General features: G+C 70.3%; 31 protein-coding genes and 2 pseudogenes. 13 read left to right on the top strand and 20 right to left on the bottom strand.

Annotated features, from left to right (window positions below):
- Nucleotides 1-125 precede the first annotated feature (125 nt).
- The 8 genes from ACFYUV_RS09950 to ACFYUV_RS09915 form a co-directional block, all read right to left on the bottom strand.
- Entirely contained in the window at nt 126-521 is a 396-nt protein-coding gene (locus ACFYUV_RS09950) for a hypothetical protein (protein WP_387667016.1), read from the bottom strand.
- A gap of 160 nt (nt 522-681) precedes the next feature.
- A complete protein-coding gene (locus ACFYUV_RS09945) occupies nt 682-1,296 on the bottom strand; it encodes a TetR/AcrR family transcriptional regulator (protein ID WP_387667014.1) in 615 nt (204 codons plus the stop codon).
- The gene (locus tag ACFYUV_RS09940; protein WP_387667012.1) at nt 1,293-1,868 is read right to left on the bottom strand and encodes an FAD-dependent monooxygenase; all 576 of its coding nucleotides are present in this window, start codon (nt 1,866-1,868) and stop codon (nt 1,293-1,295) included. Before ACFYUV_RS09940 ends, ACFYUV_RS09945 begins: the two co-directional genes overlap by 4 nt.
- On the bottom strand, nt 1,862-2,587 hold the full coding sequence (locus tag ACFYUV_RS09935) for an FAD-dependent oxidoreductase (protein WP_387667009.1): 726 nt from the start codon (nt 2,585-2,587) through the stop codon (nt 1,862-1,864). Before ACFYUV_RS09935 ends, ACFYUV_RS09940 begins: the two co-directional genes overlap by 7 nt.
- Before the next feature lie 11 nt (nt 2,588-2,598).
- A complete protein-coding gene (locus ACFYUV_RS09930; protein ID WP_387667006.1) occupies nt 2,599-2,877 on the bottom strand; it encodes a hypothetical protein in 279 nt (92 codons plus the stop codon).
- A gap of 101 nt (nt 2,878-2,978) precedes the next feature.
- Nucleotides 2,979-3,368, bottom strand: a complete 390-nt coding sequence (locus ACFYUV_RS09925) for an STAS domain-containing protein (RefSeq protein WP_387667004.1) — start codon at nt 3,366-3,368, stop codon at nt 2,979-2,981.
- 49 nt (nt 3,369-3,417) lie between these two features.
- Nucleotides 3,418-4,710, bottom strand: a complete 1,293-nt coding sequence (locus ACFYUV_RS09920) for an ArsB/NhaD family transporter (RefSeq protein WP_387667001.1) — start codon at nt 4,708-4,710, stop codon at nt 3,418-3,420.
- Entirely contained in the window at nt 4,707-5,150 is a 444-nt protein-coding gene (locus tag ACFYUV_RS09915) for a CBS domain-containing protein (protein WP_387666998.1), read from the bottom strand. Before ACFYUV_RS09915 ends, ACFYUV_RS09920 begins: the two co-directional genes overlap by 4 nt.
- Nucleotides 5,151-5,550: 400 nt before the next feature.
- Here ACFYUV_RS09915 and ACFYUV_RS09910 point away from each other — a divergent pair, with 400 nt between their 5' ends.
- From ACFYUV_RS09910 to ACFYUV_RS09900, 3 genes and pseudogenes are all read left to right on the top strand, one after another.
- A complete protein-coding gene (locus ACFYUV_RS09910; protein WP_387666995.1) occupies nt 5,551-6,672 on the top strand; it encodes a cation:proton antiporter in 1,122 nt (373 codons plus the stop codon).
- The gene (locus ACFYUV_RS09905; protein ID WP_387666992.1) at nt 6,669-8,018 is read left to right on the top strand and encodes a TrkH family potassium uptake protein; all 1,350 of its coding nucleotides are present in this window, start codon (nt 6,669-6,671) and stop codon (nt 8,016-8,018) included. Before ACFYUV_RS09910 ends, ACFYUV_RS09905 begins: the two co-directional genes overlap by 4 nt.
- Nucleotides 8,011-8,499, top strand: a pseudogene (locus ACFYUV_RS09900) (potassium channel family protein); the annotation flags it as partial. The gene ACFYUV_RS09905 and the pseudogene ACFYUV_RS09900, both read left to right, overlap by 8 nt.
- A 3-nt stretch (nt 8,500-8,502) precedes the next feature.
- Here the strand turns inward: ACFYUV_RS09900 and ACFYUV_RS09895 are convergent.
- The 3 genes and pseudogenes from ACFYUV_RS09895 to ACFYUV_RS09885 form a co-directional block, all read right to left on the bottom strand.
- Nucleotides 8,503-8,919, bottom strand: a pseudogene (locus ACFYUV_RS09895) (transposase); the annotation flags it as partial.
- 314 nt (nt 8,920-9,233) lie between these two features.
- The gene (locus ACFYUV_RS09890) at nt 9,234-9,608 is read right to left on the bottom strand and encodes a DUF1801 domain-containing protein (protein ID WP_387666989.1); all 375 of its coding nucleotides are present in this window, start codon (nt 9,606-9,608) and stop codon (nt 9,234-9,236) included.
- Nucleotides 9,609-9,640: 32 nt separating this feature from the next.
- Nucleotides 9,641-10,033 carry a DUF1761 domain-containing protein gene (locus tag ACFYUV_RS09885; RefSeq protein WP_387666986.1) on the bottom strand — a complete coding sequence of 131 codons (393 nt, stop codon included), beginning with the start codon at nt 10,031-10,033 and terminating at the stop codon, nt 9,641-9,643.
- An 84-nt stretch (nt 10,034-10,117) separates the two neighbouring features.
- On the opposite strand from ACFYUV_RS09885, the gene ACFYUV_RS09880 reads away from it, so the two are divergent.
- Both ACFYUV_RS09880 and ACFYUV_RS09875 read left to right on the top strand, forming a co-directional pair.
- Nucleotides 10,118-10,753 carry a TetR/AcrR family transcriptional regulator gene (locus ACFYUV_RS09880; protein ID WP_387666983.1) on the top strand — a complete coding sequence of 212 codons (636 nt, stop codon included), beginning with the start codon at nt 10,118-10,120 and terminating at the stop codon, nt 10,751-10,753.
- A gap of 77 nt (nt 10,754-10,830) precedes the next feature.
- A complete protein-coding gene (locus ACFYUV_RS09875) occupies nt 10,831-11,040 on the top strand; it encodes an ArsB/NhaD family transporter (RefSeq protein WP_387666980.1) in 210 nt (69 codons plus the stop codon).
- Nucleotides 11,041-11,071: 31 nt separating this feature from the next.
- Here ACFYUV_RS09875 and ACFYUV_RS09870 read toward each other — a convergent pair whose 3' ends face one another.
- Nucleotides 11,072-11,530: a GbsR/MarR family transcriptional regulator gene (locus ACFYUV_RS09870; RefSeq protein WP_387666977.1), complete on the bottom strand. Its 459-nt coding sequence runs from the start codon at nt 11,528-11,530 to the stop codon at nt 11,072-11,074.
- Nucleotides 11,531-11,873: 343 nt separating this feature from the next.
- Here ACFYUV_RS09870 and ACFYUV_RS09865 point away from each other — a divergent pair, with 343 nt between their 5' ends.
- The 5 genes from ACFYUV_RS09865 to ACFYUV_RS09845 all read left to right on the top strand — a co-directional run bounded on the left by ACFYUV_RS09865 (nt 11,874) and on the right by ACFYUV_RS09845 (nt 16,603).
- A complete protein-coding gene (locus ACFYUV_RS09865) occupies nt 11,874-12,878 on the top strand; it encodes a reductase (protein ID WP_387666975.1) in 1,005 nt (334 codons plus the stop codon).
- 14 nt (nt 12,879-12,892) lie between these two features.
- A complete protein-coding gene (locus ACFYUV_RS09860) occupies nt 12,893-14,038 on the top strand; it encodes an FAD-dependent oxidoreductase (RefSeq protein ID WP_387666972.1) in 1,146 nt (381 codons plus the stop codon).
- 151 nt (nt 14,039-14,189) lie between these two features.
- A complete protein-coding gene (locus ACFYUV_RS09855) occupies nt 14,190-14,843 on the top strand; it encodes a DUF998 domain-containing protein (protein WP_387666970.1) in 654 nt (217 codons plus the stop codon).
- 52 nt (nt 14,844-14,895) lie between these two features.
- A complete protein-coding gene (locus ACFYUV_RS09850) occupies nt 14,896-15,831 on the top strand; it encodes an ABC transporter ATP-binding protein (RefSeq protein ID WP_387666968.1) in 936 nt (311 codons plus the stop codon).
- Complete coding sequence (locus ACFYUV_RS09845) at nt 15,824-16,603, top strand: ABC transporter permease (RefSeq protein ID WP_387666965.1); 780 nt, start codon at nt 15,824-15,826, stop codon at nt 16,601-16,603. Before ACFYUV_RS09850 ends, ACFYUV_RS09845 begins: the two co-directional genes overlap by 8 nt.
- A gap of 409 nt (nt 16,604-17,012) precedes the next feature.
- On the opposite strand, the gene ACFYUV_RS09840 is transcribed toward ACFYUV_RS09845, so the two are convergent.
- Together ACFYUV_RS09840 and ACFYUV_RS09835 are read right to left on the bottom strand one after the other, a co-directional pair.
- Complete coding sequence (locus ACFYUV_RS09840) at nt 17,013-17,957, bottom strand: hypothetical protein (protein WP_387666962.1); 945 nt, start codon at nt 17,955-17,957, stop codon at nt 17,013-17,015.
- A gap of 180 nt (nt 17,958-18,137) precedes the next feature.
- Nucleotides 18,138-18,338, bottom strand: a complete 201-nt coding sequence (locus tag ACFYUV_RS09835; RefSeq protein ID WP_387666959.1) for a hypothetical protein — start codon at nt 18,336-18,338, stop codon at nt 18,138-18,140.
- A gap of 27 nt (nt 18,339-18,365) precedes the next feature.
- Here ACFYUV_RS09835 and ACFYUV_RS09830 point away from each other — a divergent pair, with 27 nt between their 5' ends.
- Nucleotides 18,366-18,620 carry a hypothetical protein gene (locus ACFYUV_RS09830; RefSeq protein ID WP_387666956.1) on the top strand — a complete coding sequence of 85 codons (255 nt, stop codon included), beginning with the start codon at nt 18,366-18,368 and terminating at the stop codon, nt 18,618-18,620.
- A complete protein-coding gene (locus ACFYUV_RS09825; protein WP_387666953.1) occupies nt 18,617-19,093 on the top strand; it encodes a hypothetical protein in 477 nt (158 codons plus the stop codon). Before ACFYUV_RS09830 ends, ACFYUV_RS09825 begins: the two co-directional genes overlap by 4 nt.
- A 73-nt stretch (nt 19,094-19,166) precedes the next feature.
- Here the strand turns inward: ACFYUV_RS09825 and ACFYUV_RS09820 are convergent, their stop codons facing one another.
- The 5 genes from ACFYUV_RS09820 to ACFYUV_RS09800 form a co-directional block, all read right to left on the bottom strand.
- Nucleotides 19,167-19,340: a hypothetical protein gene (locus tag ACFYUV_RS09820; RefSeq protein WP_387666950.1), complete on the bottom strand. Its 174-nt coding sequence runs from the start codon at nt 19,338-19,340 to the stop codon at nt 19,167-19,169.
- A gap of 1,021 nt (nt 19,341-20,361) precedes the next feature.
- The gene (locus ACFYUV_RS09815; protein WP_387666947.1) at nt 20,362-21,444 is read right to left on the bottom strand and encodes a nitroreductase/quinone reductase family protein; all 1,083 of its coding nucleotides are present in this window, start codon (nt 21,442-21,444) and stop codon (nt 20,362-20,364) included.
- Nucleotides 21,441-21,653, bottom strand: coding sequence for a PLDc N-terminal domain-containing protein (locus tag ACFYUV_RS09810; RefSeq protein ID WP_387666944.1), 213 nt, complete (start codon nt 21,651-21,653; stop codon nt 21,441-21,443). Before ACFYUV_RS09810 ends, ACFYUV_RS09815 begins: the two co-directional genes overlap by 4 nt.
- A gap of 179 nt (nt 21,654-21,832) precedes the next feature.
- Entirely contained in the window at nt 21,833-22,009 is a 177-nt protein-coding gene (locus tag ACFYUV_RS09805; RefSeq protein ID WP_387666941.1) for a BON domain-containing protein, read from the bottom strand.
- Nucleotides 22,010-22,041: 32 nt separating this feature from the next.
- Nucleotides 22,042-22,518, bottom strand: coding sequence for a universal stress protein (locus tag ACFYUV_RS09800; RefSeq protein WP_387666938.1), 477 nt, complete (start codon nt 22,516-22,518; stop codon nt 22,042-22,044).
- Between the two features lie 190 nt (nt 22,519-22,708).
- Here ACFYUV_RS09800 and ACFYUV_RS09795 point away from each other — a divergent pair, with 190 nt between their 5' ends.
- On the top strand, nt 22,709-24,115 hold the full coding sequence (locus tag ACFYUV_RS09795) for a DUF4389 domain-containing protein (protein ID WP_387666935.1): 1,407 nt from the start codon (nt 22,709-22,711) through the stop codon (nt 24,113-24,115).
- 551 nt (nt 24,116-24,666) lie between these two features.
- On the opposite strand, the gene ACFYUV_RS09790 is transcribed toward ACFYUV_RS09795, so the two are convergent.
- The gene (locus tag ACFYUV_RS09790; RefSeq protein ID WP_387666933.1) at nt 24,667-26,328 is read right to left on the bottom strand and encodes a GAF domain-containing protein; all 1,662 of its coding nucleotides are present in this window, start codon (nt 26,326-26,328) and stop codon (nt 24,667-24,669) included.
- Nucleotides 26,329-26,387 lie beyond the last annotated feature (59 nt).

Below are 26,387 nucleotides of genomic sequence, written 5' to 3'. Positions count from 1 at the left end.
GGCAAGGACACAGGTATCAGCAGCGGCACAATGCCGGCGGTTTCCTGGGACCGTCGCCCGGCAGGCAGAATGCGGACGCCAAGCAAGAACCGAAAGGGGGAAAGGTCATGAACCGCCCTGCGGCGCTACGCGACCACCGGTCTGGTGGGGGTGCCGGACGCCTGGCGCATGACGTCGGCGAGTTTGACGTCCTTGCCGGCGAGGATGGGCGTCACGTAGCCGGAGACGAAGGGCACCCGGGTGAGGCCGAGCATGATGCGCCGGACGCGTAAACCCATCGGCGAGGAGGGCAGGAACCAGCGTGCCATCGACCGGGCGTTACGTTGTTCCCCCTCGACCACGGGCCGCCGCAGGCGCTCGAAGTCGGCGGTGGCCCGCTCGATGGCCGGTACGCGCACCAGCCTGTCGGCGCGCAGGAAGGCGCCGGCGGTGCCGAGCGACGCGCCCTGTCCGGCGATCAGCGACACGGCATCGCCGGCATCTCCCAGCAGGACGACGTGGCCGGCGCTCCACTCGGGCATCTCGATCTGCGGAGAAGGCCGTCTGCCGGTCGACCGAGTCGGTGAGGCAGAACGCGCGCCTTGTGGCAGCATGCACGTCCGGCGCGTCGAGGGTGAACGCCGCCGTGTACAGGCCAGGCTCCGTAAGCCGGACGCGGCGCGATCCCCGGGCAGGTGCCGCTCAGCCGTCCGCCGCGGGCGGGCAGAGGCCTGCCTGGCGGTAGACGGCCGTGAGGTAGCGCAGCATCTCGGTGGCGTCCGGCGGGTCTGGCTGCAGCACGCGGTAGGTCACCGCGCCGGCCATCATGTCGATGAGCACGTCCAGGTCGGCGTCGGCGGCTACCATCCCGTCCTGCTGGGCGCGGCGGAGCATCGCGGCGGCCAGTTCGCGACGGGGAAGGACGTAGTGCTTCCAGTAGATCTCCATCAGCGCTGGATGGCTCACCGCTGATCCCATGATGCGGGCGACCAGCGCGCGGAAGCCGGGGCTGGCGGCCATCTCGGCCGCCGCGGGCAGAACGCGTTCGACGATGGCCTGCGGCGGCAGGGCGTAGACGTCGGCCGCGGAAGGGGTCACCTCACTGCTCACCCACTGCTCGATGGCCTGGGCGAGCAGTTCTTCCTTGCTGCTCCAGCGGCGGTAGACGGTCAGTTTCCCCACCCCGGCGCGCTTGGCGACCTGTTCGATGCTGGTGCCCTCGACGCCGCGCTCGACGAACAGCTCCAGCGCGGCGGACAAGATGGAGGCGTCGGTCTCGGGGTCACGCGGGCGGCCTCGTCCTCGGGTGGCGGTCATCCCAGCGCTCCGTCCAGCCAGCGGGCGAGGTCGGCGGGGCTGCCCTTGCAGGCCAGGTGCCCGTCCGGGCGGACGAGCAGGGTCGGCCCGCCGGCCCGGAGCCGGACGACTCGGTCGCCGAGCCGCCGCCGCGCCACCTCGAAGTGGTCCTCGGTGTTATCGCCCAGCACGGCCCACCTCCCGCGCAGCTCGGCGTGCAGGCGGGTACGGCTGCCGTCGAGGCGCTCGCACGTCAGGTCGCCGACGCGGTCGCCGGGGCGCGGCCTGCCGCCCCGCCCGCCCAGTGGGCCACGCCGATAGCTCACCCACAGCTGCGAGGTCGTGTACGTGGTCCACCGCTGCATCCACGGCCGGCTGAACACCCGCATCAGCACCTGGTCCCGCAAGAACCGGCCGAACGGGCTGCCGGCGATGTTGACCTTGGTGGCCGCGGTGCTGCCGCGCAACACCGCGGTCGCCAGCGGGCGGCGTTCGGCCTGGTAGGTGTCGAGCAGCCGCTGCCCGGCCAGACCGCGGGTGACCAGGGCGAGCTTCCAGGCGAGGTTCTCGGCGTCGCCCAGCCCGGTCAGCATGCCCTGCCCGCCGACTCCTCCTGGCTGGGCTTGCCGTCGCGGAAGGTGGCGTCGTAGGCGAGCAGCCGCCACTGATCGCCCGGCATCGGCATGGCGCCCAGCACACCGTCGGGGTGCGCCCAGCCGCTGGTGCCCGATCGGTCGAGTGGTGGATCGCCGTCGAGGCGGCCGTCGACGAGCAGGAACCGTTCGCTGATCTTGACGCCTGGGAAGCCGATGCCGGCCAGCTTGCGCACAGTGCTGCCGGTGCCGTCGCAGCCCACCAGCCAGCGCGCGCGGACGGTACGGCCGTCGCCGAGCGTCGCGGTGACTCCGTCGGCGTCCTGTTCCGCCTGGACCAGTGCCGATCCCCACTCCGGCCGGCCGCCCAGCACCGCCAGCCGCTCGCGCAGCCTCGCCTCGACGCGAGCCTGGGAGATCACCATTGGGGGTGCGGCAGTGCCCAGGCCAGGGTCGCCGAACCGGATCCTCATCATGGGGCGGTTGCCCGCGTAGGTGGTGATCGTCATGGCCCGCACTGACTCCTGTGGCAGGTCGCCCAAGGCGTCCAGGCGGTCGAGTACCTCGGAACCGCGGGCGTGTACGAAGTTCGCCCGCGAGGTGGTGGCCGGCCGGGCGGCCTTGTCGACCACTCGTACGGTCAGGCCGTGTTGCAGCAGCGCACAAGCCAGCGCCAAGCCCACGGGACCGGCTCCGACCACCAGCACATCGGTGTCCATCACCCCACCTTTTATTTACGAGTCGGTGTCGTAAAATAAATAGTGCTCTCGACGGGACGTCCTGTCCAGAGCAGCCGTTGATCGATGGAAGAGTCGGCCGTCCGCCTCGGCCAGGAGGGGCCGTCACCGTTGCTGTCACGGGCATGGCGGATGGCCCATGCGTGCAGGGCCAGCCCCGCGCCCACCACAATCATCGTCGGCCAGAGCAGCGTGGCCGAACCCCCGCAGGCCAGCCAGGCGATGACGAAGACGACGAAGACGGCTGCCCGGACAGCGATGTCGCGATACACGCTGGTCTCCTCTTCTGTTCCAGCTGGTGCGATGCCGATCCTTGGTCAGGCGACGGTGACTCTGAGCCCGGGCCTTGTGGGCGGCCTTTTTGTCGGCTGCCTCACGTGTCGCCGTGTTCGTGCGTACGAGAGCGGCCGAGTTCGTGAAGAGCCCGGCTGATGGTGGGGAGCCTGTCCAGGTCGTCGGGATCGTCGGGGAGCACGTGGGAGCCTCCCGTGATGATCAGGCGACCGCCCAAAGTGCGAGCCCGATCGGCAGCCGAACGCATGATCCCGCAGCCGGCCTGGTCACAGCACGTGAGCGCCTCGACATCCAGAACGATCTTGGGAGGGGAATGCGTGACCAGAGCACTGTTGACGTACATCCGCACGATGTCCACGGACGCGCCTGACAGGGGGCCGGCCAGCTGGATCAGCAGGACGGCGCCCTGGTTGCGGACTCTGATGGAGAAGTCCCCGGCCTCGGGACGAGCAAAGTCGGTGTTGGGCATGGGGGCTCTCTCCTGGGTGACGAGGCAGACGGACGAGACCGCGGCCCCGTCACATCAGGTAGCGCAGCCACAGATACGGCGCCACCAGGACGACGGTGACAACGGTGACGATCAGGCCGTACTTGGTGAACTGCCAGAAGCTGATCGGGGTGCCGTTGCGGGCGGCGATGCCGAGCACGACGACGTTGGCGGCGGCGCCGACGGCGGTGGCGTTGCCGCCGAGGTCGGCGCCGAAGGCCAGCGCCCACCACAGCACCTGCCCGGGCCCGTTGCCGCCTTCGGCCTGCACCAGTTGTTCCACGATCGGGCTCATCGTGGCGACGTAGGGGATGTTGTCCATGATGGCCGACACCACCGCCGAACCGCCCAGCAGCCCCATCGTGGTCAGCTCGGGACGGCCGGCGGTGGCCGCGACCGCGGCCTGCGACAGCTGTCCGATGACGCCGGTCTCGACCAGGGCGCCGACCATGACGAACAGCCCGGCGAAGAACACCAGCGTGGGCCATTCCACCTCGGCGATGGCCTGCTCGGTGCGTACCTTGGTGGCGGCCACCAGCACGCCGGCGCCCAGCAGCGCGACCACCGACGGCTCGTAGTGCAGCACCGGGTGCAGCACGAACGCGGCCATCACCAGGGCCAGCACGGCCAGCGACTGCCACAGCAGCCGCCGGTCGGCGATCGCCTCCCGCTCGTCCAGCGCCATGACCTGTCCGGCGCGCTCGGGGTCGTAGCGGAGCGACCGGCCGAACAGCAGCCAGCACAGGGCGACGAACACCACCATGAGAATGACGATCATCGGCGCCATGTGGACGAGGAAGTCGTTGAAGGTCAGGCCGCCGCGGCTGGCGATGATGATGTTGGGCGGATCGCCGACCAGCGTGGCGGCGCCGCCGATGTTGGACGCCATCGCCTCGGCGATCAGGAACGGCACCGGGCTGACCGCCAGCCGCTCGCACACCAGGAACGTCACGGGCGCGATCAGCAGCACCGTGGTGACGTTGTCCAGCAGCGCCGAGGCGACCGCGGTGATCAGCACCAGCAGCACCATCAGCCGGAACGGCCGGCCACGGGCGCGTTTGGCGGCCCAGATCGCCAGGTACTCGAAGACGCCGGTCTCCTTGAGCACTCCGACGATGACCATCATGCCGAGCAGCAGGAAGATGACGTTCCAGTCGATGCCGGTGTGCTCGGAGAAGAACGCGGCCTTCGCATTGGTGGCGTGGATCAGGAGCATGATCCCGGCGCCGCCCAGCGCCGCCGCGACCCGGTGGACCTTCTCGGTGGCGATCAGCGCGTAGGCGGCCAGGAACGCCGCCACGCTCACCCAGGCGAGCACGCTCACGCGGGCAGCACCCGGTCCAGCAGCGCCTGCAGCGTCACCGCGCCCAGCAACCGCCCGGCGTCCACCACCGCCACCAGCGGGCTGCGGGTGCGTGCCATCAAGGAGGCGAGCTCCAGGACGGTGGCGTCGGGATCCGTGACCGGCAGCTCGCGCGGACGCTCCGGCAGCGCTTCACGCACGGTGCGGCCGTCCAGTCCGCGCAGGAACGCGTCGGCATGGGCCTCGTCGACCACCCGGGCCAACGCAGGATCCTCCATGCAGTAGCCGGGCACCGCCAGGCGCAGCACCTGGGTGCCGGGGAGGATCGTGAACGGCGTGCCGTCGTCCTCGACGACGATGAGGCCGGGCAGATCCTGGTCGGCGAGCAGCCGGGCCGCGTCGATCACCGGGCTGTCGAGCTCGACCGTGGGGAAGTCGGCAAGTAGGTCTCGGGCGCGCACCAGCACATCCTTTGCGACAACGGGACAAGGACCTGCCGACCAGACTTCCCGGCGCACCTGCACACAAGGTATCAGGACCTGCCCGATCACAGCCGGCGCGCACAGGACAGGCAGCCGCCGGTCGATCAGCGGCAGCGTCTTCCAGACGCTTTGTGGCGCCGGCGCCTCCCCTCACCTGCGGTCAGGACCCCGGATCGGGAAGCCGTCGCACAGGACGGTGTCATGTCCGGTCCCGGTGGTCTGCTGCGCGATGCCGCCGTCAAGAACTCGTATGTGCGCACCGCCAATGCGCGCTGTTAAGGTAATCGCCGGTGCGCCGGGAAGTCTGGTCGGCAACGTTCTTGACGACGATCCGACCGGAGACCCTCGCAGCCATGATCCTTTCCTCCCGGCGTGCTTGATGGGCGCCCTGCTGACCGCGTTCGCGGGCCTGCTGCTGCTGGCGGTGCTGCTGTCCAGCCTGGCCCACCGCACCGTCCTGTCCACGGCGGCGCTGTTCCTGGTGGCCGGGTTCGTGCTCGGCGACGGCATGCGGGTGGGCTGGGCCGAGCTGCGCAGCGCGTGGCGGCTGCCGGGGCGGGCGCTCGGCTGGGGCCTGCCGCTCACCCTGGTCATCACCGCCGCCGGCGCGCACTACCTGCTCGGGCTGGGCTGGGTCGAGTCGCTGCTGATCGGCGCGATCCTGGCGCCCACCGACCCGGTGTTCGCCGCCGCCCTGGTCGGCAACGAGAAGGTGCCGCCGCGGCTGCGGCAGCTGCTGAACGTCGAGTCCGGCGTCAACGACGGGCTCGCGCTGCCGTTCGTCATCCTGTTCCTGGCGATCGCCGCCGGCTCAGCCGACCTGCACCTCGGCGAGCTGGGGCTGGAGCTCGGCCTGGGCGTGCTCATCGGCGTGGCGATCCCGTGGGCGGCGATCAGGCTGGAGCAGACCCGCTGGTTCGCCGCCTCCACCGCCTACGAGCCGCTCAACGCCCTGGCCATCGGCCTGCTCGTGCTGGCCGTGGGCAAGGCCACGCACGGCAACCTGTTCCTGGCCGCGTTCTCGGCCGGGATCACCGTGGCGACCTTCGGGCAGCGGCAGCGGGAGTCGTTCGAGCACTTCGGGGAGCTGATCGCGGAGATCTTCAAGCTGGCGGCGCTGCTGGTGTTCGGAGCGCTCATCACGCCGTCGTTGCTGGGCTCGGTGGGCTGGCAGGGGTGGCTGTTCGCGATCCTGGCGCTGGTGGTGGCGCGGCCGGTGGCGATCTGGCTGTCGTTCCTGCGTTCCGGGCTGACGGTGCGCGAGCAGGCGGCGGTGGCGTGGTTCGGCCCGAAGGGGTTCGCCTCGGTGGTGTACGGGCTGCTCGTGCTCGCCTCCGGGATCGCCGCCGCGCAGCAGGTGTTCCAGATCGTCGCCGTCACCATCGTGGCCTCGATCCTGCTCCACTCCTCCACCGACATCGTGGTGGCCCGCGGCTTCGACGACGAGCACGACGTCCCGGCCTGGTTCGGCCGCCTCCGCAAGCGCGACCGGACCCCGTGAGACGGTCGTACGGACTCCTGGGCCGCTTCCAGCACCCGGCCCAGGTGATCGTCACCGGGTCCGCCGCCGTGGCCCTGATCGGCACCGCCCTGCTCGCCTCGCCGGTCGCCACCGAGTCGGGCGAGTCGGCGGGCTGGCTGACGGCCCTGTTCACCGCGACGTCCGCGGTGTGCGTCACCGGTCTGGTGGTCGTGGACACCGCCACCCACTGGTCGGTGTTCGGCGAGTGGGTGATCGCCGGGCTGATCCAGGTCGGCGGGCTGGGCATCATGACCCTGGCCACGCTGTTCACCGTCCTGGTGACCGGACGCCTCGGCCTTCGCGCCAGGATGTTCGCCCAGGCCGAGACCAAGACCCTGCACATGACCGACGTCCGGCACGTGGTCCGCAAGGTGGTGCTCTTCAGCCTGGTCTGCGAGGCCGTCGCGGCGCTGGTCCTGACCGGCCGGTTCCTGCTCGGCTACGGCGAGCCGTTCGGCCGTGCCCTCTACCTGGGCGTCTTCCACGCGATCTCGGCGTTCAACAACGCCGGGTTCGCTCTGTGGCCCGACAGCCTGATGCGCTACGTCACCGACCCGTGGATCTGCCTGACCATCGCGACCGCGGTGATCGTGGGCGGGCTCGGCTTCCCGGTGGCGTTCGAGCTGCTGCGCAGCTGGCGCAGGCCCGGCCGCTGGTCGGTGCTGACCAGGATCACCGTCGGCGTCACCGTGGTCCTGCTGGCCGGCGGCACGCTGGTGTTCCTGGCCACCGAATGGCGCAACCCGAGGACGCTCGGCGCGCTCGACGACTCGGGCAAACTGCTGGCCGGGTTCTTCACCGCGGTCATGCCGCGGACAGCGGGCTTCAACAGTCTCGACCTCGCCGCGATGTACCCCACCAGCTGGCTGGCCACCGACCTGCTGATGTTCATCGGCGGCGGCAGCGCCGGCACCGCGGGCGGCATCAAGGTCACCACCTTCGGCCTGCTGGCCTTCGTCATCTGGGCGGAGATGCGCGGCGAGCGCGAGGTCCACGTCGGCCATCGCCGCCTCACGGAGGCGGCCCAGCGTCAGGCCGTCTCGATCAGCCTCGTCAGCATCGCGCTGGTCGCGGTGTCGACGTACGTGCTGCTCGCGTTGACGCCGCACAGCCTGGACCGGGTGTTGTTCGAGGTCGTCTCGGCCTTCGGCACCGCTGGCCTGTCGACCGGCATCACCGCGGACGTCACCCCGGCCGGGCAGGTGCTGCTGACGCTGCTCATGTTCATCGGCAGGACCGGACCGCTCACCCTCGGTTCCGCCCTGGCGCTGAAGGACCGCGTCCGCAACTACCAGCTGCCCGAGGAGAGGGTCATCGTTGGCTGACAAGAACCGCGATCCGGTCGTGGTGATCGGTCTGGGACGGTTCGGCAGCTCGCTGGCCCTCGAACTGACCTGGCGCGGCACCGAGGTGCTGGCCATCGACAATCACCCCAAACACGTCCAGAGCCTGGCAGGGGAAATCACCCACATCGCCACCGCGGACACGACTGACATGGCGGTCCTGCGCCAGCTCGGGGTGCCCGACTTCTACCGTGCCGTCGTCGCGATCGGCGGGGACATCGAAGCGAGCATCCTGACCGCGTCCCTGCTCGGGGAGCTGGAGATCGAGCACATCTGGGCCAAGGCGGTCAGCAGGCAGCACGGACGGATCCTGGACCGGATCGGCGTCCACCACGTGGTGTTCCCCGAGCACGACATGGGCGAGCGGGTCGCCCACCTGGTCAGCGGCCGGATGCTCGACTTCATGCAGGTGGACGAGAATTTCGCGCTGGTCAAGACGCACCCGCCGAAGGACTACGTCGGCTGTCCAGCGTTTGCGGCCCTTGCCGGTCGGGTCCAGGCCCATGATCGCCATGTAGACGCATTTGAGCGCTGCCCGCTCGTTCGGGAAGTGGCCGCGAGCCTTGACCGCCCGCCGGATGCGCGCGTTCACGGACTCGATGGCATCGGTCGAGCAGATCACCCGACGGATCTCGGTGTCGAAGTGGAGAAAGGGCACGAACTCGGCCCAGGCGTCCTCCCCCATCGACGGTGACCGCCAGCGCCACGGAGATGGGCCGGTTGGCGACCTGCCCCTCGCGACCTTGACGTGGATGGCGTCGATGAAGACCACCGGATAGACGGCATCGAGCGGCCGGTTCTGCCATTGCGTCATGCCGTGCAGCACCTTGTCGGTGATCGTGGAGATGGTCTGCTTCGACACTTCGGCCCCGTAGACCTCGGCCACCTGCCCGCGCCTGGGGCCGAAGGCGCCGACGTAGCGGCCCCCGGCGCCGGGGCGGGTGGAGCAGGCCGGACAGGTGGCGTAGTCGTAGGCGACGGTGACGGTGATGGTCTGCGCGGCGGTGGTGGCGGGAGGGTGAGAACGTGCAGGCGAAGGTGCCGGCACACTGCGGGTTCGGCCCGGACCGGCCGTCCTCGTGCTGCTGTTGGAACACGACATGGCCTCCGACTGCCTGGTTCCTGGTTGTCGTCGGCCTCGGCTGAGTCATCGTTCGGTGCCACTGGGCAGATCGGCACCATCTCCACCGTCCACGCCTATTCAAGCTGTTTTTTGAGCTTGCGCCACCCGCCGGCTCGGTTGTTGGCGATGATCTGGCGGAACATGGCAGTGAGAGCAGGAGCGTTGATGGTTTCTCCTTCACGGAATGCCACCGTGCGGGCGGTCTTGTTGTGGTGGCCGGCCGTGATGATGCCTTCGGGGTCGGGGACGATGGCGCCGTCGTACAGAAAGACGTTGACGTGGTCCTTGGCGGCGAGCAGTGCGCACACGTTGCCCTGGAGCACGAAGTAGGGCCGGACCGTTCGCTTGATGGTCTCGCCTATCTCGGGGTCCGCGGCGTGGATCAGGTCCCGAACCTGCCGGCAGATGTCCTGCTGCCATCCGGGCAGGGCGTCGATGTAGTCGTCCACACGAGGGTCTGTCTCATAGGGGCGTACGTCGTTCACAGCCAGGCACCCACGATCGCCGAGGTAACGAGAATTTTCATCAGCCAGTCGCCGGCGTGCAGCGCTGCGGTGACGGCGGGCGTCCTCTCCCACATCATGGACCCGGTGAGCAGCACTGCCGGGAATCCGACCCACAGCACCAGGCCGAGCGCCATCACCGGGCCTGCCCCGGTGATTCCGGCGTACTCGGCCAAGCCCGCGATCACGGCGGCGATCACGACGCCGCGCGCCAGCTCCAGGAGGATCTTCAGTGGTGGCGGCCGGTCGCCTCGGTCCGGGGCACGCTCACCCAGCAGGCGTTTCTCGGTCGGGGTGAGCAGGGCGTAGTAGGTCGAGCTGAGTACGAACACCGCGATTGATGCGGCAATGACGGAGATCACGTTACCCATGGACCGCCTCCAGGTAAACTACACGGTACCGTTTATGCGTGGTAAAACTAAACCGGGTAGTGTTCTCTGTCAAGGAGGAGTCCGTTGACCGCTTCGGCACGGGCCGAGGTCCGATCGGCGCGCAAGCGCCAGGAGATTCTCACGGCCGCGCGGTCGGTGTTCACCGCCCACGGCTACGTCGGTACGAGCATGGATGCGGTGGCCGCCGCGGCAGGAGCCTCGAAGCGGACGGTGTACCAGTACTTCGCCGACAAGGAGGATCTGTTCGCCGGCGTCGTCCTGGACACCGTTGATCGCGGTTATGAGCACTTCAAGCCCGCAATCCGCGCGCTCGCGGAGACGGACGACATCGAGACCGCCTTGCGGGACCATGCACGGATGACCCTGGCCGGGTTGATGAACCGGGAGGTCCTGCAGATGCGACGGTTGGTCATCGCCGAAGCGGAACGCTTCCCGACCATTGGACGCGAGTACTTCGAGCGGAGCTGGGGGCGCACGCTCAAACTTCTCGCGGAGACCTTCGCAAGGCTGACCGAACGCGGCCTGCTGAACACCCCCGACCCAGAGCGCGCCGCCTACTTGTTCACCTGGCTGACCTCCTCGATTCCCACCAACCGGGTCGCCTTCCTAGGCGACGCGGCCGCCGGATCCCCCGAGGAACTGACCGAACTCGCCGACGAGGGCACCCGCGTTTTTCTCGCCGCCTTCACTCCTCGGTAACCCGGCGAGCAGATCGCCTGTGCACGACCACCAGCAAGAACGAATGCCGGAGGCGCCCGTCGTACGCCTATGAGCGGGTGCTGCTGTGGTGGGCGCTGGCCTTCGGCGCCGATCTCGGCGGCAACGCCACCGCCGTCGGCGCCGCCGCCAACGTCGTCGTGCTCGGCATCGCCGCCCGCAACGGCACCCCGATCAGCTTCTGGCAGTTCACCAAGTACGGCCTGATCGTCACCGTTGTCACCGTCGCCCTGGTGGCGCCGTATCTGTGGCTGCGCTACCTGATGTGACGGAGCCGCTTTGATGAGGTCTCGGCCGGAGTCAGCCGCTTTGATGGTGCCAGCGTTGCAGCAGGGCGGGGAGTTCGCCGAGTAGAAATTCGTAAAAGGCGTGCATTTGCGTCAGGCGCTGCCGAGCGGGATCGCCCTCCTCGGTGGCGGCGATCCCGGCGGTCGCGGCTTTGAGCATGGCCTGGATGACGGTGTTCTGGCTGGTGAACAGGGTGGCCCAGGCGTCGTCACGGAGTCGGTAGTGCTCACGGCGGCTGCCGGGGGCGGGCAGGCGTTCGATCAGTCCGACGGCCAGCAGGGATTTGATGGCGCCGGAGACCGATCCCGCACTGGCCTCAAGTCGTTCGGCGATCTCGCCGGCGGTGACACTGTCCTGATCGGTGAACAGGAAGACCGCGAGCGTGCGAGCGGGCATGCGCTGAAGCCCGCCCTCGATCAAGGTCAGGGCCAGTCGTTCCGCCGCCTGCCACTGTTCAGACCTGTCGTTCAAGGCGCCTCCTTCTCAAGAGGCAGGCTATCGAACGCGCTAACCCTTCAGTAATTTCTGAAACTTCGATACAGTCATCACATCGGCCTCTCCGCGAGAGGACACGATGGTGTGCCGGGAAGCCTGGTCGGCGAGCAGCATTGCCGACCCCAGGAGACGACCCGATGCCTTCCCCGCCACCCCGGCCATTGTGCGCGACGCCATCGACCGGCCGACGGCACGGCCGTCATGCCGGCGTCGGCGGGCCGCTCGCGACCGGCACGAACCTGCGCGCCTCGGAGCACGCGATCTTCCACGACCATCAGCACCCGTCAGCCCTCTGGCTGCCCCTCACTTCAGGAGCATCGTGAAACTACTGGTTCTCGGCGGCACCCACCACGTGGGCCGCGCCGTCGTGGAGGCCGCGCTGGAGCGGGGCGATAAGGCGAGCACGCTCAACCGCGGACTCAGCCGCGCCCCCGCACGCGGCGTGCGGCCGCTGCTCGCCGACCGCACCGACACCGAGTCCGTACGGCAGGCACTGGGCGACACCGAGTGGGACGCGGTCATCGACACCTGGGCCTGGGCGCCCAAGGTGGTGCGCGACAGCGCCCGCCTGCTGTCCGGCCGCGCCGGACACTACGGATACGTCTCCAGCCGCGGCGTACACCGCTGGCCCTGGCCGGCGGACGCCGACGAGCAGGCGCCGCTGGTCGACGGCGACCCCGCCAGTACGGACGACGCCGACTACGCCGCGGCCAAGCGCGGCGGCGAACTCGCCGTCCTGGAATCCTTCGGCGAGCGGGCACTGCTGGCCAGGGCAGGGATGATCCTCGGCCCGTACGAGGACGTCGGCCGCATCCCGTGGTGGCTGCGCCGCCTGGAGAAGGGCGGCAGGGTCCTGGCCCCCGCTCCCGCCCAGACGCCCTTGCAGTATCTCGACGTCCGGGACCTGGCCACCTGGATGCTGCGTTCGGCCGAACGCGGCCTGAACGGGGCCTTCACCGTGACCGGCCCGCCGGGCGCGACCACCCTCGGCGACCTGCTCACCACGGCGCTGGACGTCACCGGCTTCGACACCGAACTGGTGTGGACACCGCCCGAGCTGCTCCTGCGGCACGGCCTGCCGCTCGGCATGGAGTTCGGACTACGGCTGCCCGACGGCAGCGTGCCGAGCGGCATGCACGACGCCGACGTCAGCGCCGCACTGGCCGAAGGGCTCACCACCCGCCCGCTGCGCGAAACCCTCGCCGACACCTGGGCCTGGCTCCAGGCCGAAGGCGACCCCGTACCCCGCGCCGACGCACCCTCCCCCGACACCTGGCTGGACGCCGCCGCCGAACAGCGGCTGCTCGACCAGCTCTCCCACTGAAGGAAGCACCCATCATGCGCGCCGTCATCATCGGAGCCGGCATCGCCGGCCTGGCCACCGCCCTGCGCCTGCGCCAGATCGGCTGGGACACCCTCATCGTCGAACGCGCCCCGGCCCGCCGCGGCGGCGGCTACGCGGTCACCTTCGGCGGCATCGGCTACGACGCCGCCGAACACATGGACATCGTGTCCGACCTGCGAGCCAAGGCCTTCGACACCACCGAGCTCGTCTACCACAAGAGCGACGGCTCCCGCCGCTTCGCACTCGATCGCGCCACCATCGCCGCCACCACCGGGCCACGCTCGATCACCATCCTGCGCGGCGACCTCGAAGCCGTCCTGTACGACAAGGTCCGCGACCACACCGAGATCCGCTTCGGCACCACCCTCACCCACGTCGACCAGGACGACCATGGCGTCCGCGTCACCCTGAGCGACAGCTCGGTCGAGGAGGCCGACCTGCTGATCGGCGCCGACGGCCTGCACTCGGCCACCCGCGCTCTGCTGTTCGGCCCGGAGGAGGACTTCCTGCTCGACCTGGAGCACAAGGTCGCCGTCTTCATGCTGGACCGGCTGCCCGCCACCATCGCGCCCGGCGCGACCGGCACCTTGTCCTCCAACGGTCGTACCGCGGCGGTCATCAGCGTCGGCGACGGCCGCAACGTCGCCTTCTTCGGCTACCGCACCGACCACGCCCGCCCTGGCGAGGACGTCACCACCCAGCTGGGACGCGTCTACGGCGACCTCGGCTGGGTCATCCCCGAAGCCCTCGCCGGCCTCCAGCGGGCCGACTCGGTCTACTTCGACACCATCAGCCAGGTCGTCGCCCCGTCCTGGAGCAAGGGTCGGGTGGTGCTGCTCGGCGATGCCGCCTGGTGCGTCACCCTGTTCGCCGGGTACGGCTCCTCGCTGGCCGTCGGCGGCGCCGACCGGCTCGGCACCGAACTGGCCGCCCACCCCGGCGACATCCCCGCCGCGTTGGCCGCGTGGGAGGCCGCGATCCGTCCCGAGGCCGAGCGCAAGCAGAAGCTCGGCCGCCGGGTCAAGGGCGTCTACGCCCCGGCCAACCCCCTGGTGCTGTGGCTGAGCCTGCTTCCGCTGCGGCTGGCGTCCCTGCCACCGGTGCGCCGGTACATGACCCGCCGCTTCATCAAGGGCTGAAGCCGTGTGAGATCTGGCCGGGCGGGCGGCCAGGTGTTACATTCCAGGCGTCTGTATGAACGTGCCCCAAGAAGGGGCGCGAACGTCGGTGAGCCGGGAAGCCTGGTCGGCCCGCGATCGTCCGATCGCGGAGCTAGGAGGCTTGCTCCCCATGCGCCCGACCACGACCCTGCTCGGCTGCGGAATCGCCGCCGGCGTACTCGTCCCCGTGCTGCTCCTGATCGACGGCGCCACCCGGCCCGGATACAGCCTCTGGCACAACGGCGCCAGCCAGCTCGGCACCGGCGAACGCGGCTGGCTGCAAACGGCCAACTTCGTGATCGGTGGGCTCCTGCTGCTCGCCTTCGCCGCCGGGATACGCCGTGTTCTTCCTCCCGGACGGGCCGCCGTCCGGGCGCCGTTCCTCCTGGTGGCCGGTGGTCTGGCGATGGTCGTGGCGGGGATCGTGCCCACTGATCCGGCCCTCGGCTATCCGCCGGGCCGACCCGAGGTGGTCACGACCGCGGGCCGCGTCCACGGGCTGGCCGGCCTGGTGCTGTTCGCCGCGCTGGCGGCCCTGCCGCTCGTGCCGGCACGGGGCCCGCACGCCGGGAGCCGAGGGTGGATGATCTACTCGCGATGGTCCGGGGCTCTTGTCATCGCCTTCGCCGTCGCCGCGGGAGTCGCCTTCCGCCTGGATGTTCAGGGCGTGGTCCGGCCGGCGCCCGCCGGGCTGCTCGAACACGCCGCCCTGCTGGTCGGCTTCGCCTGGATCACCGTCGCCGCCGCCCGCCTGCGCCGCCGGAACGCCGTCAGTGAGGTATGAGGTGGGGTCGTGCTGCGTCCTGCCTGCCATCACCCGGCGATGAAGGAGCACCATGCGCAACGCAGGGGTCCCGGTCATCGAGGTGGCCGGCCTGACCAAACGCTACACCGGCGTCGTGGCCGTCGACGACGTCAGCCTGAGTGTGCGCAGAGGCGAGATCTACGCGCTGCTGGGCCTCAACGGCGCAGGCAAGACGACCCTGATCCGCATGCTGCTCGGCATGATCGCGCCCACCGCCGGAACCGTGCGCGTCCTGGGCGCCGACGTGTCCGCCGGCGACCGCTCCGCGTGGGCGCGGGTGGGCTACCTGGTGGAGGCTGCCGCCGCCTACCCCGAGCTCACCGTACGCGAGAACCTGACCGTGGTACGCCGCCTCCGCCGCCTGCCCGGCAGCGCCGACGACATCATCGAACGCCTCGCGCTCACCCCCTACGCCGACCGCCGCGCCCGCACCCTCTCCCTCGGCAACCTCCAGCGCCTGGCCCTGGCCAGAGCCCTCATCCACGCCCCCGACCTGCTCATCCTCGACGAGCCCGGCAACGCCCTCGACCCCGCCGGCGTCGCCGAGATCCGCGCCCTGCTCGCCGACCTGGCCCAGCAGCACGGCACCACCGTGCTGCTGTCCAGCCACCTGCTGGCCGAGGTCGCCCGCCTGGCCACCCGCATCGGCATCCTGCACCACGGCCACCTGCTCGGCGAACACGACGCCGACCAATTGGACCGTCACCGCCGCCGCCACCTGCGCCTGGCCACCCGCGACGACCAAGCCGCCCGAGCACTGCTCCGCGCCCACGGCTACCGTCCCGAACCCGCCACGCCGACCGGTCTGCTGCTCGCCGACCCGCGCGCCCTGGCCGAACCGGAGCAAGTCGCCACCGTCCTCGTGCACGGCGGGGTACCGCCCACCGAGCTCCACCTGGAGGAAGAGGACCTCGAAGGGTTCTTCCTGCGTACGGTCGCGCCAGAGGAAGGGAGTGGACATGCGTGAGGCACTGTGGGCCGAACTGCTCAAGGTACGCCGCAGCCGCCTGCCCTGGATCACCGCGCTGGCCTTCACCATCGCCGCGCTGGTGTGCGGGATGTTCATGTTCATCCTGGCCGACCCCGCCCGCGCGCGGGCGTTCGGCCTGCTCGGCGGCAAGGCCCAACTGTCGGGCGCCACCGCCGACTGGCCCGGCCACCTCGCCCTGCTCGCCCAGGCCGTAGCGGTCGGCGGCCTGGGCATTTACGGGCTGATCGCCATCTGGCTGTTCGGCCGGGAGTTCAGCGACCGCACCGCCACCGACCTGCTCGCCCTTCCCACCTCCCGAACCGCCGTCGTGGCCGCCAAGTTCACCGTCGCCGCCATGTGGGCACTGCTGCTGGCCCTGTTACTCGCCGGGCTCGGGCTGCTGATCGGCGCGGTGCTCGCCCTGCCCGGCTGGTCGGTGCCGGTCGTGGCCGCCGGAGTCGCACACCTCGTGGCCGCGGCGGGTCTGGCCGCGCTGACCACCACGCCGCTGGCCCTGGCCGCCAGCGCCGGCCGCGGCTACCTCGCCGCCGTCGGTGTCCTGTTCGGCATCATCTTCGCCGCCCAGATCATCGCCGCACTCGGCTACGGCGCCGTCTTCCCCTGGTCGGTGCCCGGCCTGTACGCCGGCATCGCCGGCGCGGGCCAAGACCCGCCCGGCCCGGCCGGGCTGCTGCTGGTCGCGGCCACCGGGACGATCGGCGCCATCGCCACCGCCGCGTGGTGGAACCGCGCGGACCATACGCGCTGAGCTCGCAAGTGATTTCTCGCGTGAAAGACGACCCGCATTCCCGTCTGACTGGGCCCCACTTCGTGATCTTCGTCGGTCCCAGTTCGCGTGGAAAGTGGCCCCACTTAGCGATCGTGGACGCCCGCCAACCTCACGGCCTCCGCTGCCGACTCCGCCAGCTCTCGCACCGCGCGGCTGTGCAGGCCAGGCCCCAGTTCCCTCGCCATCGACAAGTCGCCGGCCAGGATGGCGGCATGCCGGAGCAGGCCTCCGTCCCGCTCTGGCCCGGCAGCCGGATGGTTCGCGCCGTCCACGCCTCACCGGTCAATGACACCTCGGTGGGCGTGATCCAACTTCTGCCTCGGCCATCGAACTGAGTGCCTGGCACTGCGGCGCTACTGAGGCTCGCCCGGTTCAGCGGCGGGGTCTCCTATGAATCGGTCCAGCGGACCGGATGACCAGATGGATGCGTGGTGAGCCAGGTGCCGTCCCCGAGAGGGCGGATGTCGTAGGGATGCTCCCCGCGCGCGTCGAGCTCGGCTTGGACTTGGCCAGAGCGCGCATCGACGCGGTAGTGGTGGATCCACTCCTGCTCGTCCTGGGTTTCGCCAGCGATGGTGACGATGACGGTGTCTGGGCTCAGGTAGCCGCCGCACCATTCCACATAGGCCTCGTCCGGGTCGTGTCCGAAGGCGTCGACCGAGAGGGTGAACGCCACCCCGCCTTCGTGGTAGGCGTGGACGGCGATGTCAGCCTGGTTGTGGTCAACGGTCATGAACTGGCGGCCATCGGGCGACAGGTCGATGAGGCATCGATCGTCCCAGGGGTAGCAGAAGAGATCGATCCCGGCCTCGGTCAGTGAGGCGCGGTAGATGACCGAACCGTCCTGTCCTTCTCCCACGTTGAGGAGGACTTGACCGCTCGTCCCGTGCAGCAGTTGCACTCCGCCGTGCCCGACGGTCTGCAGATCAGCCTGCGCGATGACCGCTCCGGACCAGGCGTCCAGGGCTACCCACTGGTCGGGTCGGTCACGGCCGGCCATGGCGTCAGGGCGGTAGACCCACACCACGCGTCCATCGAACGACAGCACACAGCCAGGCTCGTGTCGGTATCGCTGGACTGACTCTGGTTCAAGCCCAGACCGCCAGACCTCGGCTCCGTCCGGCGTCACGCACACGACCGCGTCCAGAGTTGTGTAGTAGACACGCTGAAAGTCAGCGGCAATTGCGTGGTCGATGACGTGGTCCCCGGGAGACGGTGGACAAATCATGGCGGGTGACAGCACGCCGCTGGCCTTGGCAGCCAGGTCGTAGACGCAGATGCGTCCGTCCACGAGCCGCGTGATGATCTGGCGGGGGTGCCGTGATTCAGCCATGCCCGGAGGTTAGCGCCCCCGAAGCACTTTCGAGGCAGCTGCCTCCTTGGCTGCCCCACCTGCTGCCAGGCATCCCGGAATCGACCACATCCGATCGGCCCAGTCGCCGCATCATCGCAACGTCCTCTTCCAGCGGAGAACACAGCTTCTGACCGAGATGCGCCCTCGGTTGGGAGGGGATCAGGATGCTTCTCCGTCCAGTCGGCTGAGGAGGCCGTCGAAGATCTGTTCGTGGGCGATGGAGCGGTGTCCGGCCTGGGCCTGCACCGCGCCCAGCACCGCCTCGACCTCGCCCGTGCCAAGAACGCGGGGCAGAGCGCGCGGCGTGCGCAGCGGCGGTGCCCCGCGATTACCGCTCCGCCTGCGGTTGGCCAGCCCCACCGGCACCGGATTGCGTTGAAGTTCTCCGTGCCCGCTCCGCCGGCCGGACGGAGCATCGCCTCGGCCCGGCTGGAGATGCTCTACCAGAAGACCGATCAGCAGGCTGCCGTCACCGAGGTGCGCTCGGTCGCCGACAACTCCTGGACCGAGTCCATGACCTACCCCGCGCGGCCCGCGCCCGGTCCCGTCGTCGCCACCGCGACCCTGCCCGCGCCCGGCGCCGCATCAGCTTCGACGTCTCCGCTACGGTCCGCGCGGCCGGTACGTACTCCTTCGCCATGACCAACTTCAGCGCCGAGTCGGCGACCGTCGTGCACTCGCGCGGGGCCGGCGACCTGGGCCCCCGGCTGATCGTAAGCTACGCCCAGCCGACCCTGTGCGGGGCGTCCTTCGCCGCCGAGACCGGCGAGACCCATCAGCAGGCGCTGGCTCGTGAGGACTCCCTGTTCGGCGGGCTGAAGGCGGTACGCGTCTTCTACGGCGGCCTGCCCGACCCCTGGCCCGGCAAGCTGAACGCCGGCAAGCGGCCCATGGTCATCTCGTTCAAAGCGGCCCCCACCGTGGCCGAGCTCGGCAGCCACATCGCCGCCGGCGACGACGGCACCCGTCGCGGCGCCTGGCTCGACCAGATGACCGCCTACCTCAACGGGCACGGCACCCTGTGGGCGCTCTACTTCGACCTCGACTGGTCAACCGGCGACTACCGCCTGCGCGACCCGGCGAGCCGCGCCGCTTGGACCGCCTTCTGCGCCTGATCTCCCGTACCGGCGCCACCACCGCACTCCCGCCACGGCCTGGCGGGGGCGCGGCACGTCCGATCCCGCGGAATCAGCGCTTGGGGGCCGGCGGCAGCCGGAGGAGGGCCTTGTCGGAGTCGAGCTCGGCGGTCGTCTCCGACGCGGGCGGCGCCTTGATCGAGACCTTGGCGCCCCAGCCGGAGTAGGTGGTCTCCATGGTGACCGGGCCCAGACCCGCCTTGGGACTGGAGAGCCGGGTGCTCATCGTGCGCCGCTGCAAGAGCGGGAACGATGAAGTCATTCCGGCGCCCGGCGGGCTCTGAGCTCCTGGGCACCGGCGGTGGTCCATGAAAGAACACCTGTGGGGCTGTGGCCTGGCCCTCCTGCGCGCTCGGGGAGGGCGCCGGCGGTATGAGCACATCGATGTCGGGTGAGTGCACTCGCAGACCAACGTGGCAGAGCCCGGCGATCCGCAGGAGCCAGGGATCGAACCCAGCTTTCTCGAACTGCGGTAACGCTCGTGTGGTCTGCTCGTGGAAACCCCACCGTCGCGCCTCCTTGCCGGGGCCTGGGAAGCCCACCCGCTGACGTTAAGAGATCCCCACCGCGCTCACAATGATCACAACCTGTCAGGTTGGACCGAAACAATCAGAGTGGAGCTCACATTCTCATTGAGGACCATCCATTACATCCCTGCTCCGCTCGGCAGCCAATCCGCAGCCATCGCGCGCTCTTGCCTACCTCGAACGCGAAACCGCACATCCGCGCCTAAGCGCCCCAACCACGGCCCGCCACAAGGGGCAGATTACGCAAGACCCGCCCCTTCCGTCCCGTCAGCCCCCAAGAGGGACTGCGGTAAATGTCTTCGTGCCATGGCCTCATCCGGCCACGTGCCCGACAGCTGTGACGACCTTGCGCTCCGTCGGCGGCCCAGGGCGAGCGGGGGCTGCAGTCAGGAGCGCTCGCCGGTGCCCGTTTGGCTGGCGCCGTGGTGCCACAGGCTGGAGCCGGTCCAAGCCGTCGGTGTTGAAGTTGTGGATCACGTCCCGGACCCGGTCAGCGCTGGCGAAGGACAGCTCAGCGATCTTCGCCGCAGGCCTGGTCGTGCACGGTCGGCGTTGCTGGCGCTCGGCTCGTCCACGGCCCTCCGCAAACTGATCGACAGGAAGCACAATCGCCAGTGGGACGTCCGCTGCATGCTCGCCGACGAACGGTGGCGGCGTCCCCGCCGTGCCCAGAACCCGTACTGGAGTCGCCCGCATCCGGCGTAGCCGGCCAGCATCAGTTCAGGTACAGCGGCCGGCGGGATCGTCACACTGGTGGACGCCGACTCTGCGCTCCTGAGGGCTGATCGACCGCGCGAGCAGACGTACGAACGCGACGGCCGTGAGCGCGGCCACCGTGACCGCCATGGCGGCCCCGCCCAGCACGCCGATGGCGACGATCAGCCACGCCGGCTGCCCCTCCTGCCACAAGGGTGTGGTCACCAGCGTGAACACGCCCAGCGCGGCCAGCCACGACCCAGCGGTCGCGACCACCCACCAGAACGCCGCGCGCACGTGACGGCGCAGCACCCGCCACTGCAGCAGCCCCATGGCGGCAAGCAAGGTCAGCCCCAGCAGGGCGAGAAAGGCGGGCGGCCAGCCCAGCACACGGTCATCGAGGACGGGCAGCGCGCCCACGCACCAGGCGATGGCGGCTCCTCCCATGGTCGCGCGCACCCAATCGCGGGTGGCGATCGCGGGCAGAGCTGTCCGCAGGACGTACGCCTGCGCCAGGCCGAGGACGGCGCCCTCCACGGTCCCGGCCATGACGACCGCGGCCGCGCGCAGGAGCGGCTCGATGCCCAGCGCGCTCCACGCGGGGCCGGCGACCAAGGCGCCCACGAGCGCGGGCATGGAGAAGCCGACGATCTCCCCCAAGGTGACCGTACGCATCCAGAGCCACCCCACTTGCGCGGGAACGCCGGCCGGAGCCGGAGCCGCCGTCGTCAGGCGGACCGTCACGACGACCGGTGCCGGCATCGCCGTGCCGGCGCCCGAGCCGCCCGTCACCGGACCCGCGGGAGCCCGGCCGACCTCGGCATGCCCCTCGCGGGGTACGCCGTCCAGGATGATCCGCACGGGCGCGCCGCCCCCGAGGTTGCGCCACCACAGCCGCGACGGCCTGCTCGTCACCGTGAGCGTGTCGCCATGCCGTTCGTACTGGACGGGCAGCCGGATGGCCGCCCCGCTCCTGCGGCCCGTGACCGTCAGCAGCATGACCCGCCTCGACAGCAGGTCGTGCAACGGCGTGCGGAGCAGCCATCCGACGATGGGGTTCACCAGTCGGGTCTGGAAACCGTCCAGCAGCTTCCACGCCGAGATCATGACCGGCGACGCCGTCCCCACAGGAGGTAGGCGAGAGGGCCGACCGGCTGAACGAAGATCACCGGCCACCACAGCCCCTTGCGCCCCCGTACGTCCGCCCGTGGCCGGAACCAGAGATCCACCGCCGCGGCCGTCGTGGCCGCGAACTCCGCGGACGCCAGCACCAGCAGCCAGCTCCGCTGCTTCTGCGACATCTCGTCCCATCGCATCGACGGGCTCCTCTCTCTCAGGCTTTCGGCATCAGGATGAGGGCGTACGCGCCCGGCTACCCGAGCACGAAGTCGCGATTCCGCGGGACTTTCGCCCCTGTCACCTCTGGCGATGGCGGAGTGGGCTGAAGGTGCCGGCTCCGCCGATGAGGAGGCCGTCATGGAATGGAGCCTGGCGATCAGTCGTCGTGGTCGGCGGCCACCTCGACGACGCCCTCGACGGAGCGGACCGCTTCCGCCAGCGCGAGGATCTGCGACGTCCAGCGCACTCGGCCGCTGATCCGCACCACGCCTCCGTCCGCCTCGACGGAGAACGAGCCGGCGTCCTTGAGCCCCGCCCTGACGTCCGCCTCCATTCGGCGGCGGAGCGGGTGAGACCCGCAGCACGTCATGCAGATGGACGGCGCCGACGACGCCCCCTCACCGGATCGATCACGAGCAGTCGCTCGATGCGCTTGTCGTGCATCAGCCGGGCCGCGTCACGCACGGCGGTGCCGGGAGTGACGGTGACCGCGGGTGAGGTCATCAGCTGAGCCGCCCTGACCGCGACCGCCTTGTCGTGCTCCCGCCGGTGCCGCGCCGGCGGGAGCACGACGAGGAGCCGGGCCGCCGGGCCTTCGTACAGGTCGGTCTCCACCCGCACGCCCGAGCTGGTGGAGCGGGCGCACTCGGCGCCGTGCCAGAGCACGTGGTCGGCGGCCTTGCGCAGGTGGGCCTTGGCTTCCTCCTCCGCCTCACCGTACGGCCACTGCCACGCGTGAACGAGGGGCAAGGGCAGTCCCCTCAGCTCGGCCTCGTCGAGCGCCCAGTCCAGGGCCTGCATCGAGAAGTCAGAGCCGCCGTAGCCGAGCACGATGTGATCCATGGCGGTGATCCCTCCAGGTGTCCGTAGGATCCAGCCTCGGCGTCTGGAGGGCGCTCTCCCAGAGCGCCCCTCTTTGACGGGTCCCTGGTCCTCCGCTGCCGGCTTCTTCCCCCGTGACCGGTGTCCATCGGCACGAGAACCGGGTCTTTCGCCCGCAGTCGTGCCGGCGGATCGATGGTGCGCTGAGAGGGTGAGCACATATCCCGTACGGGTGGAGGCCCGGCTCGAGGAGCCGCTGAACCGGGGCCTGTGGGTCGTCAAGTGGTTCCTGGCGATCCCCCACTACATCGCGCTCGGCTTCCTGTGGATCGCCTTCGGCGTCCTCACTGTCATCGCGTTCTTCGCGATCCTGTTCACCGGCCGCTATCCGCGCTCGCTGTTCGACTTCAACCTCGGCGTCCTGCGCTGGACCTGGCGGGTGGCGTACTACACCTACGGCGCGCTAGGCACCGACCGGTACCCGCCCTTCACGCTCGGACCGGCGCCGGACTACCCGGCCACGCTGGAGATCGACTATCCCGAACGCCTCTCGCGGGGGCTGGTGCTGGTGAAATGGTGGTTGCTGGCGATCCCGCACTACCTGATCGTGGGTCTGTTCACCAGCGGCAGCCTCATCTCCTGGGCCGGCGGCCTGCCCGACGGCGGCGGCGTGCTCTACACGCTCGACTGGGGCGGTCTCATCGGGCTGCTCGTCCTCGTCGCCGCCCTGTGCCTGCTGTTCACCGGTCGCTACCCACTCGGTCTGTACGACTTCGTGCTCGGGATGAACCGCTGGGCGCTCAGGGTGGCCGCGTACGCGACGCTCATGACCGACGCCTACCCGCCGTTCCGGCTGGAGCAGGGCGGCCACGAGCTGCCGCGCATGGAGCCGCCGCCCCTGTCGCGTCACGCGCCCGTGCGGCACGGCGCCGGGTCGGTCGTGGCGATCCTCGCGGGCGCGCTGCTCGCGTTCGGCGCCGTCGGTACGGCGGCCACCGGCTCGCTGTCGGCGGTGCTCGCCCACGCGCGTGCCTCGGACGGCTTCATCAGCACGAACAGCGAGCGGATCGCCACCCCGGCGTACGCGCTCGCCACCGAGCCGGTCGCGATCAGCGGCCAGGGCGTGGAGTACCTGCGCGCCTTCACCGGCCAGGTACGCATCGAGGCGGCAGCCAAGGGCAGCCCGCTGTTCGTCGGCGTCGGCCCCCGGGCCGACGTGGAGAGGTACCTGATCGCCACGGGTTATGACCGCGTCACCCGCCTGACCTTCGGATCTGGCCCTGACGACACGGCCTACACACGGCATCCGGGCGGGCAGCCGGCAGCGCCTCCAGCCGCGCAGCCGTTCTGGGCGGCGACGGGATCGGGCAGCCTCACCTGGACGCCCGAGGCGGGCGACTGGACCGTAGTGATCATGAACGCGGACGCGAGCCCGGTGATCTCGGCCGACCTGCGGCTGTCGGCCACGCTCCCCGGACTGAACGGGCTGACCGCCTGGCTGTTCGTCTCGACCGGGATCCTGCTGCCGATCGGCGTCGGCCTCGTCCTGCTCGGCGTCCGCCTGACCCGCAGCCCGGCTCCCCGGAGCAGGCGCGACCAACCGGCGCCCCGCACCTGAGTCCGTCAGGACTGGCGGCAACCGGGATGTCAGTGCGTCACGGACGGTCCGACGAGGGAGGCCGGCGCCCTGCCACCGACCTGTCTCATGCGGACTGCTGACACCCACAGGGGCCATGGCGATGATGAGGACATGGCCGCCGCACGCCGCGAGGGGCGGGCTCGCCGCCCGCCCCTGGAAACCCGTCCGGCGCGCCTGCGCCTCGAGCACCGGCGCACGTCGGACAGGTTCGCGGTTGCCGTCGTCAGGCGTTGCCGCGCGCCGGCCGGGGCGTTCAGTGAGCAGCGCGGCAGCCGTCGGGGCACGCCCGGCTCGGCGGCGGCGCGCCGGATGATCGGCCAGGCGTGCGGAAGGCCGGCGACCGTACGCAGCCGGGCCCGCCAGGCGTCGGGGACGATCAGGCGGAGGGAAGGGGCCGGTTCGGGGAACGTGCTCGGCGCGCCAGTAAGCGTCGATGTGCTGCGTCGTCGTCATGATGACGAAGATTTCCGGGTCTGTCCTCGCCTCCGAGGGACCTTGGTCCCGTTCCCAGGGGCCGGAGGGTCCTGCGCTCAGAGAGGGACCCGCCAGCTCAGCCGGGTGCCTCCGCCCTCCGGGCTCTCCAGCTGGCACGTGCCGCCGAGACCGGCCGCGCGTTCCTCGATGTTGCGCACGCCGCTGCGCCGGGTGGGCGCGTCCAGGCCGACGCCGTTGTCGGACACCACCAGGGTGAGCCCGCCGGAGGCCGCCTCGATGGCGACCTCGGCGCGGGTGGCGCGCGAGTGGCGGACCACGTTCGACAGCGCCTCCCGCAACACGGCGAGCAGATGCTCGGCGACAGGCTCGGACACCAGGGTGTCGATCTGCCCTTCCATCCGCAGGCCGGGCATGAAGCCCAGATGGCCGCCCGCTCCCTCCACCAGGTCGACGATCCGCCCGCGCAGGCTCGGCGCGGCCTCCTCAAGAGGGCCCTGCAGGGCGAAGATGGACGAGCGGATCTGCCGGATCGTGCCGTCCAGCTCGTCGATCGCATGTTGCAGCCGCTTGGCCGCCTCCGGGCGCTCCACCAGCCGGACCGTGCTCATCAACGTCATCGCGGTCGCGAACAGCCGCTGGATCACCACGTCGTGCAGGTCCTTGGCGATGCGGTCGCGGTCCTCCAGCAGGCCGAGCCGCTCGGCGTCACGGCGGGCCTCGGCCAGTTCCAGCGCGATCGCGGCCTGCCCCGCGAACGCCTGCAGCATCTGCTGGTCGGCCCTGCTGAACGGCAGCCGCCCGCTCCGCTTGGCCAGCACCAGCACCCCGCGCACATCCGGCGTGGTGCCCAGCGGAACCATCAGCCCGGGTCCGTAGCCCAGGCGCCGCAGCGGCGAGTCCTGGTATGGAGCGCTCTGCATGTCCGCTTCGGACATCGGCTCTCCCTGCGTGAACACCTCGCCGGCGAGCGTGGTGGAGATGCCGAAGACGGCCCCTTCGAGCTCCTCTGAGCCGTCGCCGTCCGCGGCCTCCGCGATCAGTGACTCCTTCGACGGATCAGGCAGCAGCACCTGGACGAGGCCGGCGTCGGTCATCTGGCGAGCGCGGGCGGCCACCACCTGCAGTACCTGGCGCGGGTCCGCTCCGGACAGCAGGCTCGTGGTCACCTCCGACGAGGCGTGCAGCCACGTCTCGCGCCGCCGCGACTCCTCGTACAAGCGGGCGTTCTCGACCGCTACGCCGGCCGCGGTGGCGAGCGCGATGACGATGGCCTCGTCCTCCTCGTCGAAGTCGCCGCCGCCGCGTTTCTCGGTGAGGTAGAGGTTGCCGAACACCTCCTCGCGCACGCGCACCGGGACGCCGAGGAAGGTGCCCATCGGCGGATGACCGGGCGGGAAACCGTAGGACTCGGGGTGGTCGGAGATGCGGCCGAGGCGCAGCGGACGGGCGTCCTTGATCAGCAGGCCGAGCAGCCCCAGCCCGTGCGGCCAGTGCTCGATCCGGGCGATCTCCTCCTCGCTCAACCCGACGGGGATGAACTGCAGGAGCGTCTGCTCCTCGCCGACCACGCCCAGCGCGCCATAACTGGCGTCCACCAGCCTGGTCGCGGTCTCCACGATCCGCCGCAGCACCGTCTCCAGGTCGAGGTCGCTGCCGACCGACACCACGGCCTCCAGCAGCGCGTGCACCCGATCCCGGGTGGCCAGCACCGCGCTCAGCCGCACCTGCAACTCGGCCAGCAGCTCATCAAGTCGCATCTGCGGCATCAATGGACGGTGCTCGCTCTCCATGGCGATCAGTCTCGCATCCGGGGTGG

Origin of the sequence: Nonomuraea sp. NPDC003560 (assembly GCF_042878785.1) — a bacterium.
Lineage (GTDB): Bacteria > Actinomycetota > Actinomycetes > Streptosporangiales > Streptosporangiaceae > Nonomuraea.
This window is presented reverse-complemented; position numbering and strand designations above follow the sequence as displayed.

Excerpts from the sequence above, each read along its gene's own strand:
- ACFYUV_RS09805 (WP_387666941.1), bottom strand. The coding sequence starts at position 22,009 with ATGGAGGCGGACGTCAGGGCGGGGCTCAAGGACGCCGGCTCGTTCTCC.
- ACFYUV_RS09790 (WP_387666933.1), bottom strand. The coding sequence starts at position 26,328 with ATGCGACTTGATGAGCTGCTGGCCGAGTTGCAGGTGCGGCTGAGCGCG.
- ACFYUV_RS09940 (WP_387667012.1), bottom strand. The coding sequence starts at position 1,868 with ATGCTGACCGGGCTGGGCGACGCCGAGAACCTCGCCTGGAAGCTCGCC.
- ACFYUV_RS09910 (WP_387666995.1), top strand. The coding sequence starts at position 5,551 with ATGGGCGCCCTGCTGACCGCGTTCGCGGGCCTGCTGCTGCTGGCGGTG.
- ACFYUV_RS09815 (WP_387666947.1), bottom strand. The coding sequence starts at position 21,444 with ATGATCTCGGCGTGGAAGCTGCTGGACGGTTTCCAGACCCGACTGGTG.
- ACFYUV_RS09925 (WP_387667004.1), bottom strand. The coding sequence starts at position 3,368 with ATGCCCAACACCGACTTTGCTCGTCCCGAGGCCGGGGACTTCTCCATC.
- ACFYUV_RS09825 (WP_387666953.1), top strand. The coding sequence starts at position 18,617 with ATGACCAACTTCAGCGCCGAGTCGGCGACCGTCGTGCACTCGCGCGGG.
- ACFYUV_RS09810 (WP_387666944.1), bottom strand. The coding sequence starts at position 21,653 with ATGCGATGGGACGAGATGTCGCAGAAGCAGCGGAGCTGGCTGCTGGTG.
- ACFYUV_RS09820 (WP_387666950.1), bottom strand. The coding sequence starts at position 19,340 with ATGAGCACCCGGCTCTCCAGTCCCAAGGCGGGTCTGGGCCCGGTCACC.
- ACFYUV_RS09860 (WP_387666972.1), top strand. The coding sequence starts at position 12,893 with ATGCGCGCCGTCATCATCGGAGCCGGCATCGCCGGCCTGGCCACCGCC.
- ACFYUV_RS09935 (WP_387667009.1), bottom strand. The coding sequence starts at position 2,587 with ATGGACACCGATGTGCTGGTGGTCGGAGCCGGTCCCGTGGGCTTGGCG.
- ACFYUV_RS09885 (WP_387666986.1), bottom strand. The coding sequence starts at position 10,033 with ATGGGTAACGTGATCTCCGTCATTGCCGCATCAATCGCGGTGTTCGTA.
- ACFYUV_RS09950 (WP_387667016.1), bottom strand. The coding sequence starts at position 521 with ATGCCCGAGTGGAGCGCCGGCCACGTCGTCCTGCTGGGAGATGCCGGC.
- ACFYUV_RS09840 (WP_387666962.1), bottom strand. The coding sequence starts at position 17,957 with ATGGCTGAATCACGGCACCCCCGCCAGATCATCACGCGGCTCGTGGAC.
- ACFYUV_RS09945 (WP_387667014.1), bottom strand. The coding sequence starts at position 1,296 with ATGACCGCCACCCGAGGACGAGGCCGCCCGCGTGACCCCGAGACCGAC.
- ACFYUV_RS09850 (WP_387666968.1), top strand. The coding sequence starts at position 14,896 with ATGCGCAACGCAGGGGTCCCGGTCATCGAGGTGGCCGGCCTGACCAAA.
- ACFYUV_RS09800 (WP_387666938.1), bottom strand. The coding sequence starts at position 22,518 with ATGGATCACATCGTGCTCGGCTACGGCGGCTCTGACTTCTCGATGCAG.
- ACFYUV_RS09855 (WP_387666970.1), top strand. The coding sequence starts at position 14,190 with ATGCGCCCGACCACGACCCTGCTCGGCTGCGGAATCGCCGCCGGCGTA.
- ACFYUV_RS09845 (WP_387666965.1), top strand. The coding sequence starts at position 15,824 with ATGCGTGAGGCACTGTGGGCCGAACTGCTCAAGGTACGCCGCAGCCGC.